This is a genomic window from Streptacidiphilus rugosus AM-16 (assembly GCF_000744655.1).
GTDB lineage: Bacteria > Actinomycetota > Actinomycetes > Streptomycetales > Streptomycetaceae > Streptacidiphilus > Streptacidiphilus rugosus.
This window is the reverse complement of the sequence record NZ_JQMJ01000003.1, coordinates 608,200-623,264: the sequence shown is the minus strand read 5'-3', so window position 1 is coordinate 623,264 and position 15,065 is coordinate 608,200. Positions and strand designations below refer to the sequence as shown.

Here is a 15,065-nt window from a genome sequence, read left to right as displayed (position 1 = left end):
CGTGTGCGTAGAAGTGCCGTAGTTGTCGGCTGCACCGCAGTCGTCTGCCTGATCAGCGCCTGGCTGCCGGCCTCCGCGCACCCGACCGGAGCGACCGCCTACCCGCTGCGCGTCTGGGGCACCGTCGCGCAGGCGACGGGCACCCATTCGGTGCGGCTCGCGACCAACGTCCAGGAGTCCCAGGTCTCCGGGACGGGCTCGCTCACCGTCGACTGGGGCGACGGCAAGCAGTCGACGCTGGACTACTCGGACGCCGCGAACCGCTGGGAGCAGACCGCCTTTCCGCACACCTACGCGGAGCCCGGCGCCTACAAGGTCCAGGTGACCGTCTCCGAGGCCGGTCAGATCGCCTCCCAGCAGGTGTCCCTGACCACGCAGGGCGGCGAGTTCTTCCCTGTGACGCCCGCCCGGGTGCTCGACACGCGCACCGGGACCGGGACCGGCACCGCCGCCCGGGTTGCTTCGGGCCACACGGTCACCATCGACCCGGCGACCTTCCCCGCCCGACCCGGCGGGCCACTGTCCGCGGTGGTGCTGAACCTGACCGCCGTATCCCCCAGCGGAAGCGGCTACGTCACCGCCTGGTCCGACATCTCGGGCGGCCGCCCGACCAGCTCCAGCCTGAACTACCTCGCCGGACAGACCCGGGCCAACTCGGTGACCGTCCCGGTGGGCCCCGACGGAAAGATCCACCTGTACAACCAGGGTGGCACCGTCGACCTGCTCGCGGACCTCCAGGGCTACTACGCCGCCCAGGCCGGGCAGGGTTACCACCCGCTGGTGCCGACGCGCCTGATGGACACGCGCACCACCCTCAACGGCCGCGCCGCGGCGAAGGTCCCGGGCCGCGGCTCGGCCACCCTCGCGATCGAGGGCGCACCGGCGGTCCCCGCCCAGGGCGTCACGGCGGTCGCGCTGAATCTGACCGAGACGGGATCCACCGCGCCCGGCTTCGTCACCGCCTATCCGGACGGCGCGGCGGTGCCGCAGGCCTCGAACCTCAACTTCGCCGCCAAGCAGGACGTCCCCAACCTGGTCGTCGTCCCGCTCGGCGCGGACGGCAAGGTCCGGTTCTTCAACGGCTCGGGCAAGCCGATCGACCTGGTCGCCGACATCGAGGGCTACTACACCTCCACCCCCGGCCTGGACTTCGTCCCGGCCCAGGTGGCGCCCGGGCTGACCGGCTCCAACGCGACCCCGGTCGCCGCGACCCGGATCCTGGACACCCGCACCGGGCTCTCCTGGCAGAACGCCGTCCCGAAGGGCAGGATCGGGGCCTACAAGCCGCTGTACACCGTGGTCCCGGCCTTCGTGAACGAGGGCGCGCCGGCCCAGGCCATGGTGCTCAACCTGACCACGGTCAACCCGGACACGACCGGCTGGCTCTGGGTCGACTACCTCGACCAGTCGGGCGCGAAGGCGACCTCGGGCGCCAACTACGTCCCGCACCAGGCCGTGTCGAACGGCTTCATGGCCATCACCGAGGGCAGCCCCCGCGGCATCGAACTCGCCTTCGCGAACATGTCCTCGGGCAGCACCGACCTCCTCATCGACGTGGCGGGCTACTTCGCCTGATCCGCACCACCCGCACTGCCGCACGGCGTGAGGCCCGGACCATGGTGGTCCGGGCCTCACGCCATCCGTCACTGCTCGGGTAGTCGCTACCTGAAGTAGCCGAAAACGTCCGCGATGACGGCGGTGGCTCCGCTGACGTGCAGGTCGACCTTGCCATCCGCCCCGACCGGCGCGACGACCTGGTTGGGGACCGTCGCCCCCCGTCCAGTTGAGGCTGGACACCCCGGGCACCGTCGTGCCGTCGGCGTAGACGGTGAGGAAGCCGCTGCCAGCGGTCCGGGTGACCGTGACGTTCAAGACCACCGCAGTGATCCCGGCCGGGACACCGGCCTTCCCCACGACCTGGAGCGCGATCGTATGCCCGGCCGGGATCACGGTCTTGGTGGCCACACCGGTCGCGTTGCGGGTGTCCAGCAGACGGTTCGGCGTCACGCTGGTGAACTTCGCGCCGCTTGAGCCGGAGGTGAAGAAGCCGACCACGTCGGCGACCACATGGCTGCTGCCGTGGACCAGGATGCTGACCTTTCCGCTCGCATCGACCGGGACGATAGTCGGATAGGGGATATCCCCAGGTCAGACCGCCCGCGGTACGGCGGCCCCAGCCGCCGAACGCGGGCCCCTCGAACGTCGAAGGGGCACCCCGACAGCCGGGGTGCCCCTTCCGGCCGGTGCTCAGACCGACCTCGGCGGAGTCTGTGGGATTTGAACCCACGGTGACATCACTGCCACGACGGTTTTCAAGACAACCGCGCCGAAGCGCTTCGCACTCGCGAACGCGCTGGTCAAGCTGGCCCTGACGAGTCACTCTGCGCAGTCGAGTCGTCTGCGTGCACCATTCGTGCCCCATCGGACGCCCCGTGCCCCTCGGTAAGCCAGTCGTTCATGCCCTGTGCAGGCGACCAAGCGCGCGGCCTCCTGCGGAGGGGCGACTCCTCCCCGATCGCGCACCGGAGGCGTACCGGGAACCTCCCAGGGCCGGCAGAGCTGCCCGATCGAGGAGAAACCACCCAACTCAGCCTGGATCCTGCCTTATCGGCAGAGCCGCCTAAGGGCTGTCCCGTAATCGATCTTCCCGGGTGGGCGTGCTGTCGTGCCGGAGGGCAGGCCAGCTGGTTATCCGGCCCGGAGGAGGTTGTGCAGGCGGGCGATGCCGAGCATCGCATGGTGGACCCCGTCGCCCTTGAGGCGGCAGTCGCGCAGGATCTTCCAGGTCTTCATGCGCGCGAAGACGTGCTCGACGCGGGCCCGGACCTGCTTGTGGGAGCGGTTGTGCTCCCGCTTCCAGTCGCAGAGTTCGCCGCCGGGCGAGCGGCGGTGAGGCATGACGAGACCGGTGCCCGGGTAGCCGCCATCGGCGATCGTGATGGTCTTGCCGACCGCCGCCTTTGCGCCGGACTCGGCCCATGCCTTGCAGTCGTTCCGGTTGCCCGGGAGCGGTCTGCCCACGACAACGACCAGCTGTGTGTCGGCGTCGATGACGACCTGGTGGTTGGTGGAGTACCGATAGTTCTTGGACTGTTCCGCGACGAAGTGGTCCCGGGTGGGCACGAGAGTGCCGTCGACGATGAGCACGGCTCCCTTGCGGAAACGCTGCCGCTGCTTGAGCGCCAGCAGCGGGCCGATGTGGTCGACGATCCGGTCGGCCGCGGACTTCGAGATGCCGAACAGCGGTGCAAGCTGCCGCAGTGTCAGGTTGGTGCGCCAGTAAGCAGCTACCAACAGAACCCGGTCCTCCAGGGAAAGCGACCAGGGGCGCCCGGGGCGGACCTCATCGGCGCCTTCACGTCGCAGCACGGTGATCAGCTTGCGGAACACGCGGGGGCTCAGCCCGGCGAACGGGCCTATCCACGAAGGGTCCGAAGCCGTGATCACACTTGCCATTTGAAGATCATGTCAGGTGGAGACGGCCGCGTAGACGCGACCAGCAGCCGGCCGGGAGGATCCATCCATGACCCGAGACGACGACACCTCCAAGACGTCGGCCGCGGAAGTGGCAGCCTTCCTCAGGGCACGACTCCAGGACGACTGGAACTACGCCCGTGACGCCATGACGAGCAGCGGATGCTGGACAGCCGAAAGAACGGTCGTTGTGCTGGACACGGGCGCTGAGATCGCGGACGTCTTCCTCGGCCCGGCAGACCACATCGCCCGCTTCGACCCAGCACGCGTCATGACGGACGTCGACGCCAAGCGGGCCATCGTAGATGCCTACGACCACTCACCAGCGAACGCCGGCGCAAAGGTGTCCTCCCACGAGGGGCTGCACACTGCTGTCCTCCTGCTCGCTTCGGTCTACGCCGATCACGCCGACTACCGCGAAGAGTGGCGCCCCTGATCTTCCTCAGCGATTGCGGGACAGCCCTTAGTCGAATGTGCCCGACCAAGAGAACCAGTCGAGATGGGGTGCCTTCTGGCGAATGTCGCGGAGTCGGACCGCTACCGTTACCGACGCCTCCTTGCCTGAACACGCGCAAATGTGACGCCGGCAATTGCACCCAAGATCCCCGAGACAATCGCACCGAACCACTCGGCTGGCGTTGAGATCGTCAAGCTCCACATGTCAATATGCTGGTATTCTACGCCGTAGAAAACAAGGAAAAGCTGAAGGGCTAGACAGCTGATCAGGATCGAAAGTTCTTGGCGAAATTGCCTGATTGGCGTCGCCCCCTCTTCGATGCGAACGTCCACCAGGGTTTTTGATGGCGGAAGCAGCTTCGGATCGCTTCCATCAACGAGCACTGAGATGGATAGAACGGAGTTGCGATGGATGAGGTCCGGGCCGATGAGCAGCTGTTCTCCCTTAAGACAAAGGGCCGGGGCAGGGGCGTGCTCAATAGAATATTGCGCATCTAGAATGTCTAGAATCTCTGCGCCTAGGTCGAGCACAAGGGGGCGTTCCTTTGAAAAAGCATCCTCCGGTATATCTTGACGCCCCTCGGCCGCAAGCGTGATTGTGGCTACGTACGGATGCGTCAGGTTGCGTCCGTTTCGCGTAACCGTCAGATCTACGCCTGACACCTGGGCAATAAGGGGGGTTAGTCCCGAAAGTTTGTATCGCAAACGCATTTTCGGAGTGGCTGCGCGAAATGCAGCCCAAATCCCCGCAACGATCGCAACGACTCCGATCACGACGCCGACAAAGCCCCAGGCGGGATGGTCATACCAGGTCTCAGCAGTCACCATGGCCCAATCCAAGCAGGTTGCCTGCCCTCCGTGCGGCTCTCAGTGGAATCTGATTCAACAGGGGTGAGCAGAGGGCTCTGAAGACGCCTCCAGGCCCGGCGGTGACAAGGAAGAGTCGGGGAACATTGCAGAACCCGCGCCAGGGCTCAACGACCGACGTGAACTTCCCCAGCTCAGGTGCTGTACCTCAGCCAGGTACAGCAACCGCTGCACCCGAGGCCGACCGCCACGGATTCATCGTGCCGGGATTAGTCACAAGTTGTCCGCATATGACTAAATTGCTAAGAGCTACGGATCAAAGGTTGCAGGCTCGAATCCTGCCGAGCGCACCAGCCGACGGGCCGCCTCATCCATTCCTGTGGCCGTGCCCCTCACGTGCCCTATACGGCGGTAAGCCCCGGTCCTCAAGGGCCACTCACGGCCACACTGGCAGCAGGCGGCCCCCGACCGTTGTTGCTGGTCGGGGGCCGTCCTACTGCGGAGTCTGTGGGATTTGAACCCACGGTGACATCACTGCCACGACGGTTTTCAAGACCGTTCCCTTAGGCCGCTCGGGCAAGACTCCTGGCGCGGACGGCGCGATCGCGCGTCACGTTCTGACGCGATCACGGTCCACGCCAGGGATCTTCTCATGACTCGGGCCGAAGGTGGTGGTGATTACTGGTTGTCACCGACGCGCGAGCCGAGGGTCACCGTCGTGGTGTGGGACTGGCCGCCGCGGGTGTAGATCACGGCGACCTTGTCGCCGGGGTGGTGCGCCCAGATCTCGCTGACCAGGGTGGGGCCCGAGTCGATGAGGACGCCGTCGAGGGAGGTGATGACGTCGCCGGGCTTCAGGCCGGCCTGGTCGGCCGGGCCACCGGGGGTGACCGGCGGGGTGCCCTGGACCGGGCTGGTGTTGATGCGGGCGCCGTCGCCGGTGAAGGTGTCGTCGCGCAGGATGCCGAGGATCGGGTAGACCGGGGTGCCGGTCTTGATCAACTGTTGGGCGACCCACTTGGCCTGGTTGATCGGGATCGCGAAGCCGAGGCCGATGCTGCCGGACTGGCCGCCGCCGCTGGACTGGCCGGTGGACTGGATCGCCGAGTCGATGCCGATGACCTGGCCCTGGGAGTTCATCAGCGGACCGCCGGAGTTGCCCGGGTTGATCGAGGCGTCGGTCTGCAGGGCGTTCATGTAGGACGTCTGCGCGCCGGTCTGGTCGCCGGAGGCGACCGGGCGGTTCTTGGCGCTGACGATGCCGGAGGTGACCGTGCCGGAGAGCCCGAAGGGCGCGCCGATGGCGATCGTGGAGTCGCCGACCTGGACCGCGTCCGAGTCGCCCAGCGGCAGCGGGACCAGCTTCTCCTTCGGCACCGAGTCCAGCTTGATCACGGCCACGTCGTAGCCCTGCGCCCGGCCGACCACAGAGGCGCCGTAGCTGGCACCGTCGGCGAACTTCACCGTCAGCTTGCCGCCGCCGACCGAGGGCGCGACGACGTGGTTGTTGGTGAGGATGTGGCCCTGGGTGTCGAAGACGAACCCGGTGCCGGTGCCGGACTCGGAGGAGCCGCTGGCCTCGATGGTGACCACGCTGGGCAGCGCCTTGGCGGCGATGGCCGAGATGGAGCCCGCCGGGCGGCTGAGCTGCCTCGGGTCGGTGGTGGTGCTGACCGTGGTGCTGTCGCCGCCGCCGCTTCCGGTGTTGCGGCTCTCCACCCACGCGCCGATGCCTCCGCCGACGCCGCCCGCGATGATCGCGGTCGCGGCGAGCAGGGCGATGAAGCCGCTGCGGCCGCTGCGCTTGGGCTTGGTGACGACCTGGCCCTCACCGAAGAGCCCGGCGGGGGTGTCGGGGACGGGCGGCATCGGGGCGGTCTGCCAGTAGGGCTGGTGCGGCGGCTGGTGCGGCGGCTGCGGCGGGGCCGCGGGCGCGCCGTACGGGGGCTGCGGCGGCGGGGGAGGCAGGTGGCCGGCCGACGGCGTGTGCGCGGGCGGCTGCGCTGCGGCCGGAACCGGCGGCACCGGCGGCTGGACGGCCGTCGGCTGCTCGTCGGCGGGCGGCTGCGTGGGGGCCGCGGGCGCCGGGTAGCCGGCGAGGTCGGGGTCGGCCGGGGGCGCGACCGGGCTGCTCGCGGGCGCCTGCTCCGCCGGACGATCCGAACCATCCGCCGGAACCGCATCGGGGGCAGGGCGCTCCGACCCGTCGAGCCCACCCTCGTGCTCGGTGCTCACGAAATGACCTCCTTTATGAGGGACCTACACGTCCCTAAGCATTCCGCACAGGCTGTCGGGGCATCGTAAGTCCCAGCCGTGCGTACGGCATGGTGACAGCCGTGGACAGGTCTTGGCCGTACCCGGCCGTCAGCCGTACCATGCCCTCGAACACACGCATCATATTCGCGGGAGCTTGGACCTCATTCCAGGCTGAGAGGGCAGCGGGCCGCACCACGCGGCAGGGCCGCCGACCGCCTGAACCTGACCGGGTAATGCCGGCGTAGGGAGCTCTGCAGACGGTCATGTCCGCCACCCTCGAACACGGTCCCGCCACCGGCGACGCGCACGCCGAGGCCCCGCTCGTCCTCGACACCGCGCCCCCGCGCACGCTCAGCTTCCGCGACCAGGGGGCCTTCTGGGCGAACCTCGGCGTGAGTCTGATCGGGTTCTCCAGCGCCGCCACGGTGATGGTCGACGCGAACGGGAAGAACCTCGCGCTGGCCGCCTCGATCACCGCCATCGTCGTGGGCACCGTCGTCGGCACGCTGATGCTCGCCCTGGCCGCCCTGATCGGCCAGCGGACCGGCGCCCCGGCGATGGCGATCCTGCGCGGCCTCTTCGGCACCCGTCTCTCCTACGTCCCGACGCTGCTGAACATCGCCCAGTGCGTCGGCTGGGGCGTCTACGAGCTGATCGTGATCACCCAGGGCGCCCAGGCGCTCTACGGGGGCGTCCCGCGCTGGGTCTACGTGGTCGCGGCCGGTGTGCTGACCACGGCGATGACGATCCGGCCGCTGGGCTCGATCGCGGTGCTGCGGCGCTACGTCGCGATCGCCGTCGGTATCTCCATGCTCTTCTTCACCGTCCAGTTGGTCCGGCACGGGGTGCACAACCCCGGCGGCGGCAACTGGAACGGCTTCCTCGGCGCGACCGACTACGTGATCGCGGTGTCCATCTCCTTCGTGCCGCTGGCCGCCGACTACACCCGGCACGCCCGCACGGCCAAGGGCGCGTACTGGGGCACCTTCACCGGCTACACCGTCGCGCAGATCTGGTGCTACCTGGTCGGCGTGGTCGCGCTGACCCAGGTGGGCGGCGACCCGAACAAGATCTTCTCGACCTTCACCGGCCTGACCGCCGGCTGGCTCTTCTTCCTGGTGCTGGTGCTGCGCGAGGCGGATCAGTCCTTCGCCAACGTCTACTCGACCGCCATGTCGATCCACAACCTCTTCCCGAAGGTGGACCGGCGCTGGCTGACCCTGGGCATCGGCGCGCTGGTGACGGCGGGCGCGCTCGCCATCGACGGGTTCACCGACACCTACTACGCCTTCCTCGGGCTGATCGGGGCGGTCTTCGTACCCCTGCTGGCCGTGCTGGCGGTGGACTTCTTCCTCGGCCGCGGCCGCGACGGCTGGGACATGGGCGAGAACGCGCCGACCCGCTGGCTGATGCCGCTGCCGTGGGTGATCGGCTTCACCCTCTACGAGCTGATCTCGCCGGCGGCGCTGCCCTACGCCTGGTGGAAGCACTTCTGGACGCACGCGCAGAACCTCACGCACATCCACGGGACGCCGTGGACCTCCGCCTCGCTCTTCTCCTTCCTCGCGGCGGGCGGCGTGACGCTGGCGCTCACGCCGCTGCTGCGCAAGGACGCGCTGCCCACCGGCACGGGCGCCCAGGCCCCGTCCGACAGGGCCTAGCCCGGCCAGGTCAGGGGTCCGCGGCGGACGTTCACCTCCGGTACACGCGGGCCCCCTATCGTGGTGGCGTGCACACCCCGCCCGGCCCGATCGCCTCCGTCCCCAACCGCGCCGCCACACGCGTCATCGCGCACCGCGGCGCGTCGGGGACCTTCGCCGAACACACCCTCGCCGCGTACCAGCTGGCCATCGAGCAGGGTGCGGACGGACTGGAGTGCGACGTACGGCTGACCGCCGACGGGCACCTTGTCTGCGTCCACGACCGGACGGTCGACCGGACCTCGAACGGGCGTGGCGTCGTCTCCACCCTGGAGCTCGCCCAGCTCGCCGAGCTGGACTTCGGCGGCTGGAAGCTCGGCGGCTCGGAGGAGGCCGACTGGACCTCTCCCGAACACACCAGCGTGCTCACGCTGGAACGGCTGCTCGAACTCCACGCCGACGCCGGCCGCCGGGTGGAGCTGGCCATCGAGACCAAGCACCCCACGCGCTACGCGGGCCTGGTGGAGAAGCGCCTGCTGGAGCTGTTGCGCCGGTTCGGCCTCGTGCCGGAGGGCGCGGGCCAGGCGGGCAGAGGCGGTGCCGGCCGGGGCGAGGCGGACGAGGACTCCTCGCCGGTGCGGATCATGAGCTTCTCGCAGATGTCGCTGCGCCGGGTCCGCCAGATGGCGCCGCAGCTGCCGACGGTCTTCCTGATGGAGCGGGTGCTGCCCTGGCTCAGGGACGGCTCGCTCCCGCACGGGGCGCGGATCGCGGGGCCGGGCATCGATCTGGTCCGCGCGAACCCCGGCTACGTCGCGGCACTGCACCGGGCCGGCCACCGGGTCCACGTCTGGACGGTGGACGAGCCCGAGGACGTCGAGCTGTGCCTGCGGCTGGGCGTGGAGGCGATCATCACCAACCATCCGCAGCGGGTGCTGGACCAGCTCGGACGGTAGCCGCGGCAGGTCGGATCCGCTCGCGGACCGCCCTGGGGACGGCCCCGCGCCGCCTCGCGAGCGCCTCGGATCCCGATCGGGGAGACCGCACGCGTAGACGGGCGAAAATGGCTGGAAATTCATCTGGATCCTGGCCGGATCGCTATTCTGAACCACTCCGTGAATGCACAGCGTCACAAAGCGGTGACGCGCTGTGAAATGCGCTCCTCGCGCCCGGCCCGGGCTCCCGGAAAGCCCGCCAAGGTGCGGAGATTTCAGTTTTCGACTTGCTCGCACCGGGCATTCACACCCTGGCGCAAACGAAGGAGGAGGTCCGGGGGTGGCCGTGGTGGTGGCGCATGATGTGCCGACTTCTTCGTCGACCATGGCAGTGCCCTATGGTCCGGAGAGTGTGCGTGCCGCGCGACGTCGCCTGCGCGACGACCTTGGCGAGCATCTGGTACCCGAGGGCGTCATAGACGACGCGGTGCTGATTCTGTCGGAACTGCTCAGCAACGCCTGCCGCCACGCGCGGCCGCTGGAGCGCGAGCGGGACCACCCGAGTCAGGCGGAGCAGTTCGAACAGGTCGTGGTCGGCTGGGAGTTGCACAGCGACGGCCTGCTCACCGTGGAGGTGACCGACGGCGGCGGGCCGACCCGCCCGCGCAGAGCCTCGCCCTCGCTGACCGCCAAGGGCGGCCGAGGGCTGGGAATCGTCGGCCAGTTGGCCACGGAGTGGGGCGTCAGGGACGCCCCCGGTGAAGTGACGGTATGGGCGGTGCTCAGGGTGAGGGCCCGGCACGCCCGACGCGATCCCGAGACACCGGCCGCCGCGGCGAGCTGAGCGGACACCGCGTACGGGGGCGTGCGGCACGGGTGCCGACCGGGGCTTCGAGCAGGGCTGACGGCGAGTGGGGCCGGGGCCGGAGGTGCGGTTCCGCGCACCCCGCGGACCCGCCGCCAGGGCGCGGGCGCGCCGTCCGCGCGCCGCGGGGCACGGGGCCGAGCCCGTAACCTCTGCGGAAGGAAACCCCTCCGTTCCCTCGGGAGTACGCACCATGGCCAAGAAGAAGGCCCCCCTCCGCACCGCCCCGGCCGTCACCGACGGGCCGATCCCCGTCGTCGGCGCGCGCGAAGCCTGCCCCTGCGGCTCCGGGCGTCGCTACAAGGCGTGCCACGGGCGCGAAGCCGCCCACGCCGTCGCGGAGCTGGTGCAGCGCCCGTTCGAAGGACTGCCGGGCGAGGGCGACTGGGTCGCGCTGCGCGAGCTGGTGCCCGCCGCGACCGTGCCGCTGACTCTGAACGCCGCCACGCTCGCCACGGCGAACGGCGAGGTCCCCTCGGTCACCCTGGCCACGGTGCTCCCGATGGCCTGGCCGGCGATGCGCCGCCAGGACGGCAGCATCATGCTGGGCCTGCAGACGCAGACCTCCTCCGGCGACCTGAGCCGGGATCTGGCCGACGCGCTGGTGCTGGCGCTGGCCGCCGAGCCCGGCTCCCCGGTGCCGCCGCGCCGCCCGGCGCCCGGCGGACCGCGTCTTCAGGAACTCCTGGACGTGGACGCCGCGTTCGAGCCCGCCGTGCACACCGGTTTCGAGTTCTGGCTGGAGGACGCGGAGAACGCGACGGGTGAGGTGGCCGCCTCGCTGGAACAGGCCAACGCCGCGGTCATCCCGACCGAGAAGCTGGAGTCGGTCGCCCACGCGTACTGGTGCCAGGCGCCCGACCGGAACCACCTGCGCTGGGTGATGCCGCACGCCGAGGAGCCGCTGCTCGACGCGCTGGCCAGGCTCTCCGCCTCCGGCGAGGCCTCCCTGGGCGAGGGCACCAAGCTGGTCGGCTCGTTCCGGGCGCACGGGCTGGTCGTGCCGGTCTGGGACCTGCCGCAGACGATGACGGCCGACGACTGCGAGAAGCCGGCCGCCGCCTTCGCCGAGCGGCTCGCCGCCGCGCTCGCGGTCTCCGAGCCGCTGACGGCGGAACAGCGGAAGGCTCGTGCGTCGCTCTCCAGCCGTCAGGTCACGCTGAGCTGAATTCCCCTCACCTTCGGCCACCGTTCCGCCCGTAATCCCGCCCGGGCCCGGTGGATGGGCCGTCAGATCGTCCCTCAATTCAGTGATCTGCGTCACATTCACCGGGTGGAGGGCAGAATTCCGGGGAAAAGGTCGGGCCCAGGGAATTTGCTTGCGGCCCTTCGTTTGTTACGGTTTAAACAGCCCGGTCGCTGGTGCATCCCCCGTCGCCAGCGGCCGGGCATTTCCTGTCTGCGTCCAGGGTTGGCAAGACCATCCGTCACGGCGCCAGAGTGGCCCCGTCGGGCGTGGCGATGCTCGCCTCGACCAGCGCCTCCACCAGATCGCTCACCGCCGGTAGCCACGGCGTGCGCCGCGCCGAGAGCGGGCGGCGGATCCAGCGCAGCGCGCCGGCGCCCGTCTCCGAGGGCGGCAGCACGACGAAGCCGCCTGGACCGTGGTAGCGCAGACTGCTCGGCACCCACTCCTGGGCCACCAACAGGTCGGCCAACTCCGGGAGCGAGTAGGGCGCGACGAGCAGGACGTAGCGGGTGGGCGTGGCGATCACCGGACCCGTCGGCACCCGGAGCGCGTCGAAGTAGTCCAGCACGCGTGCGCCCGCCTCGGCCGGCAGGCTCAGCGCGCAGACCTGCGAGCCCGTCGCCACCAACACCGGCGCCGTGGGACGGCGGGACCACCACCACTTGATCATCCGGTCGTCCGTCGTGGCGGCGAGCAGCTTGGGGTCGTGGGGGTGGGCCCCGGGAACCGGGCAGTCGATCCTGGGACAGCGGCAGTCCCCTTCGGCGGTGAGCCCGACCGCGGGCGCCACCGGCCAACCCCAGCCGCGCGCGGCGACCCTGGCCGCGTTCAGCAGCTGCGCCCTCGACCGCCGCTGCTTGGCGTTTCTGACGAGTGTTGATACCCCGCGCATGAGCACTCGTTCCTTTCCGTGACGGTCAAGGATCGGTACGTGACCTCGCGCAACGAGAAGCGCACCACGCCCATCGCGCCCGTGGACCCGGCGGGTGGCGGTGCGGGGGCGGCGAATGCGCCCGCCCCGTCGGCCGATCGGCCTGGGCGGCGCCGCCCCGTAACGGTTCTCTACCCACCGAGGGCACTCACGAGCACGTTCTCTGACGAGACTGACGCATCGTCCGGAATGACGCACGGCGAGTCAGGATGGTTCCTCCGTTCGGGGTATTCCGGCGGCCTGCTACGGGGGGCTCTGCTAGAGGGGTCGGCAAACGTACGATCCGGGGATGGACCCGGATTTCTCGTCGGCCCACGAGGCTGACCCCACATCAATTCCCGCTCCCGAAGCGGCGGTCGTGATCCGTGCGCGCAACGACGCGGCCCGGATCGCCCTCACCGTGCTCGCGGCCCGCGCGCTGCCCGCCATTCGGGCGGTTCTGGTGCTGGAGGCCGGGTCCACCGACTCGACCCGTCGCGTCGCCGCGGACAGCGGCGCGGTCCTGCTGCACGACGAGGCGGAGCTGGCCGGATACGCACCCCTGCCGCTGCTCTTCGTCGACGCGGGCCGGGGCCCGGCCGTGGAGGAGGCGTTCGTGCTGCTGGCCCCGGTCGCGGCGGGCGCGGCCGACGCGGCGGTCGCGGTGGGCACCGGGCGCGGGGACGCGGCGGCCCGGCGCGAGCAGCGGGGACTGGCGCGGGCGGGCTTCACCGCGGCGGGGGTGCTCACCGGGGAGTTCTGCGTGAGCAGCGCGGCCTTCGCGGCGACGCGACCGCCGGCCGGGGGAGCCGGCGCGTTGACCGGAATGATCATCGATCTGATGCGCGCCGGACCGAAGGTCGTACCGGTCGCGCTCGAAGCGCCCAGGGCGCAGCCGGGGCGCGGGCTCCGGGGCCGCCGGGAGGTGTCCAGGGCGCTCCGCGGACGACGGACGGTGCCCGTAATCGATCGCTGAAACGATCAGTCGCACCGATGTTTTTCGGCCAAATATTCGGGCAAAGACACCAACCACGTGGCAGCGGACAGTTCTGGACATCACCCGATCGGTGTGTGTAGAAGAGACTCATTAATTGCCGTATGGCATGACATGGGGGTGCATAGTGATTCAATTCAGACAATATAGTAAGAATCCAGCATCACTCTTTGTAGTTATCGCAGGTGCGGACCATGGCTGAGCCCCAGGCGGCCGCTCAGACGGCCCTCGGCCTCCCCGCGCCCACGAGCCCTGCGGAAACGATCAGCGGAGACAACATCAGCGCGTTCCGTGAGCGCTCCGCCGACCCCCTGGCTGATTTGACCACCCTCTACGACCTCACCGACCGGCTCAGCTCCGCGCCCGACCTGGCGGCCGCGCTGGCCGGCGTCCTGGCCGACGGCGCGGCGCTGATCGGCGCGCGCCGCGGCATGCTGATGCTCTCGCACCCCTCCACCACGCTCGGCCTCGGCCTCGACCACGCCGCCCTCGGCGCGCTGGAGACCGTCCCCACCGCCCAGGTGCTGCGTCCCTCCGGGGGCGAGCCCACCGGCGACCGCTTCCAGGAGGTGGCCGGCCAGCTCGGCATCGGCGCCTCCTACGCCCAGCCGCTGGCCGACCTCGGCTCGGTGGTCTGGTTCTACGACACCCCCGCGCAGCCGACCGAGCGCGAGCAGCGCCTGGCCGGCCTCTACTGCGCCTCGGCCGCACGCCTGCTGGCCAAGGAGGTCGAAAGGGACCGCCTGCAGCGCACCGCGGACGCGCTGCGGCGCGGGCTCCTGCCGAGCGGCCTGCCCCGGCCCACCGGCATGGCGCTGGCCGCGCGCTGCATCGCCGCCGGCCTCGACGGCGCGGGCGGCTGCGACTGGTACGACGCGATCTCCCTGCCGGAGGGCGCACTGGCCCTCAGCGTCGGCAGCGTCACCGGCGGCGGCGCGGACTCCGCGGCCGCGATGGGCCGGCTGCGGGCCGCGCTCCGCGCGTACGCGGTGCTGGAGGGCGAGGATCCGGTCGCCGTCCTGGGCGATCTCGAACTGCTGCTGAAGAGCACGGAACCGGCCCGCACGGCGACGGCGCTGTACGCCTACGTCGAACCGGGCGCCCGGCGACTGTCCCTGGCGGGGGCCGGGCAGTGTCCCCCGCTGCTGGTGACCTCGTTCGGGGCCTCCTTCGTGGAGACCTCGCTGAGCGCGCCGCTGGGCATGCTGAGCTGCTGGGAAGCACCGGGTGTCGAACTGCGGGCGGACCGCGGCGACGTGCTGCTGCTCTACACCGACGGTCTGGCCCGACGCTGCGGCTCCAGCCTCCACTCCGGCCAGGCCCGCCTCCGCGCGGCCGCGGCGGAGGCGCCGCGGGAGGTCCGCCAGGACCCGGAACGTTTCTGCGACTACCTCCTGGAAACCTGCGTCGGCGCGAAGGCCCCGTCCCCGGGCGGCGACGACATCGTCCTCCTCGCCGCACGCTTCGACTGACGAGCCGGTTGCACCTCCAGGGGCGCGGGGCGCCCCTGGTGCGTGCGAGTCGCCCGCCCTCGCGAAG

13 protein-coding genes and 1 tRNA gene are annotated in these 15,065 nt (G+C 70.2%); 9 read left to right on the top strand and 5 right to left on the bottom strand.

The annotated features are described in order from the left end of the window. Positions 1-3: 3 nt before the first annotated feature. Both BS83_RS06200 and BS83_RS06195 read left to right on the top strand, forming a co-directional pair. Complete coding sequence (locus BS83_RS06200) at positions 4-1,575, top strand: hypothetical protein (RefSeq protein WP_037601777.1); 1,572 nt, start codon at positions 4-6, stop codon at positions 1,573-1,575. A gap of 286 nt (positions 1,576-1,861) precedes the next feature. Further along, positions 1,862-2,134 (top strand): hypothetical protein, encoded by a 273-nt coding sequence (locus BS83_RS06195; protein ID WP_157596965.1) that lies wholly within the window; start codon positions 1,862-1,864, stop codon positions 2,132-2,134. Between the two features lie 554 nt (positions 2,135-2,688). On the opposite strand, the gene BS83_RS06190 is transcribed toward BS83_RS06195, so the two are convergent. Next, on the bottom strand, positions 2,689-3,456 hold the full coding sequence (locus BS83_RS06190; RefSeq protein WP_037601771.1) for an IS5/IS1182 family transposase: 768 nt from the start codon (positions 3,454-3,456) through the stop codon (positions 2,689-2,691). 67 nt (positions 3,457-3,523) lie between these two features. On the opposite strand from BS83_RS06190, the gene BS83_RS41485 reads away from it, so the two are divergent. Further along, positions 3,524-3,910, top strand: a complete 387-nt coding sequence (locus BS83_RS41485) for a DUF6221 family protein (RefSeq protein WP_051942702.1) — start codon at positions 3,524-3,526, stop codon at positions 3,908-3,910. Between the two features lie 107 nt (positions 3,911-4,017). Here BS83_RS41485 and BS83_RS45165 read toward each other — a convergent pair whose 3' ends face one another. From BS83_RS45165 to BS83_RS06175, 3 genes are all read right to left on the bottom strand, one after another. Continuing rightward, on the bottom strand, positions 4,018-4,758 hold the full coding sequence (locus tag BS83_RS45165; protein ID WP_157596963.1) for a hypothetical protein: 741 nt from the start codon (positions 4,756-4,758) through the stop codon (positions 4,018-4,020). A 478-nt stretch (positions 4,759-5,236) separates the two neighbouring features. Next, positions 5,237-5,323: transfer RNA gene (locus BS83_RS06180), tRNA-Ser, on the bottom strand. Positions 5,324-5,415: 92 nt separating this feature from the next. Continuing rightward, positions 5,416-6,972 carry a S1C family serine protease gene (locus tag BS83_RS06175; RefSeq protein WP_037601768.1) on the bottom strand — a complete coding sequence of 519 codons (1,557 nt, stop codon included), beginning with the start codon at positions 6,970-6,972 and terminating at the stop codon, positions 5,416-5,418. 284 nt (positions 6,973-7,256) lie between these two features. On the opposite strand from BS83_RS06175, the gene BS83_RS06170 reads away from it, so the two are divergent. The 4 genes from BS83_RS06170 to BS83_RS06155 all read left to right on the top strand — a co-directional run bounded on the left by BS83_RS06170 (position 7,257) and on the right by BS83_RS06155 (position 11,601). Continuing rightward, positions 7,257-8,654: a purine-cytosine permease family protein gene (locus BS83_RS06170; protein WP_051942701.1), complete on the top strand. Its 1,398-nt coding sequence runs from the start codon at positions 7,257-7,259 to the stop codon at positions 8,652-8,654. A 68-nt stretch (positions 8,655-8,722) separates the two neighbouring features. Then, positions 8,723-9,589 carry a glycerophosphodiester phosphodiesterase gene (locus BS83_RS06165; RefSeq protein WP_051942700.1) on the top strand — a complete coding sequence of 289 codons (867 nt, stop codon included), beginning with the start codon at positions 8,723-8,725 and terminating at the stop codon, positions 9,587-9,589. A 319-nt stretch (positions 9,590-9,908) separates the two neighbouring features. Beyond that, positions 9,909-10,412, top strand: a complete 504-nt coding sequence (locus BS83_RS06160) for an ATP-binding protein (RefSeq protein WP_037601765.1) — start codon at positions 9,909-9,911, stop codon at positions 10,410-10,412. Between the two features lie 214 nt (positions 10,413-10,626). Then, entirely contained in the window at positions 10,627-11,601 is a 975-nt protein-coding gene (locus BS83_RS06155) for a DUF5926 family protein (protein ID WP_037601763.1), read from the top strand. A gap of 259 nt (positions 11,602-11,860) precedes the next feature. Here BS83_RS06155 and BS83_RS06150 read toward each other — a convergent pair whose 3' ends face one another. Further along, positions 11,861-12,514, bottom strand: coding sequence for a bifunctional DNA primase/polymerase (locus BS83_RS06150; RefSeq protein ID WP_037601760.1), 654 nt, complete (start codon positions 12,512-12,514; stop codon positions 11,861-11,863). A 397-nt stretch (positions 12,515-12,911) separates the two neighbouring features. On the opposite strand from BS83_RS06150, the gene BS83_RS06145 reads away from it, so the two are divergent. Both BS83_RS06145 and BS83_RS06140 read left to right on the top strand, forming a co-directional pair. Continuing rightward, entirely contained in the window at positions 12,912-13,508 is a 597-nt protein-coding gene (locus BS83_RS06145) for a hypothetical protein (protein WP_051942699.1), read from the top strand. Between the two features lie 212 nt (positions 13,509-13,720). After that, positions 13,721-14,998: a PP2C family protein-serine/threonine phosphatase gene (locus BS83_RS06140; protein ID WP_063774105.1), complete on the top strand. Its 1,278-nt coding sequence runs from the start codon at positions 13,721-13,723 to the stop codon at positions 14,996-14,998. Positions 14,999-15,065: the final 67 nt, after the last annotated feature.

Coding starts and splice junctions, on each gene's coding strand:
- BS83_RS06190 (WP_037601771.1), bottom strand. CDS start 3,456: ATGGCAAGTGTGATCACGGCTTCGGACCCTTCGTGGATAGGCCCGTTC.
- BS83_RS41485 (WP_051942702.1), top strand. CDS start 3,524: ATGACCCGAGACGACGACACCTCCAAGACGTCGGCCGCGGAAGTGGCA.
- BS83_RS45165 (WP_157596963.1), bottom strand. CDS start 4,758: ATGGTGACTGCTGAGACCTGGTATGACCATCCCGCCTGGGGCTTTGTC.
- BS83_RS06170 (WP_051942701.1), top strand. CDS start 7,257: ATGTCCGCCACCCTCGAACACGGTCCCGCCACCGGCGACGCGCACGCC.
- BS83_RS06155 (WP_037601763.1), top strand. CDS start 10,627: ATGGCCAAGAAGAAGGCCCCCCTCCGCACCGCCCCGGCCGTCACCGAC.
- BS83_RS06150 (WP_037601760.1), bottom strand. CDS start 12,514: ATGCGCGGGGTATCAACACTCGTCAGAAACGCCAAGCAGCGGCGGTCG.
- BS83_RS06140 (WP_063774105.1), top strand. CDS start 13,721: ATGGCTGAGCCCCAGGCGGCCGCTCAGACGGCCCTCGGCCTCCCCGCG.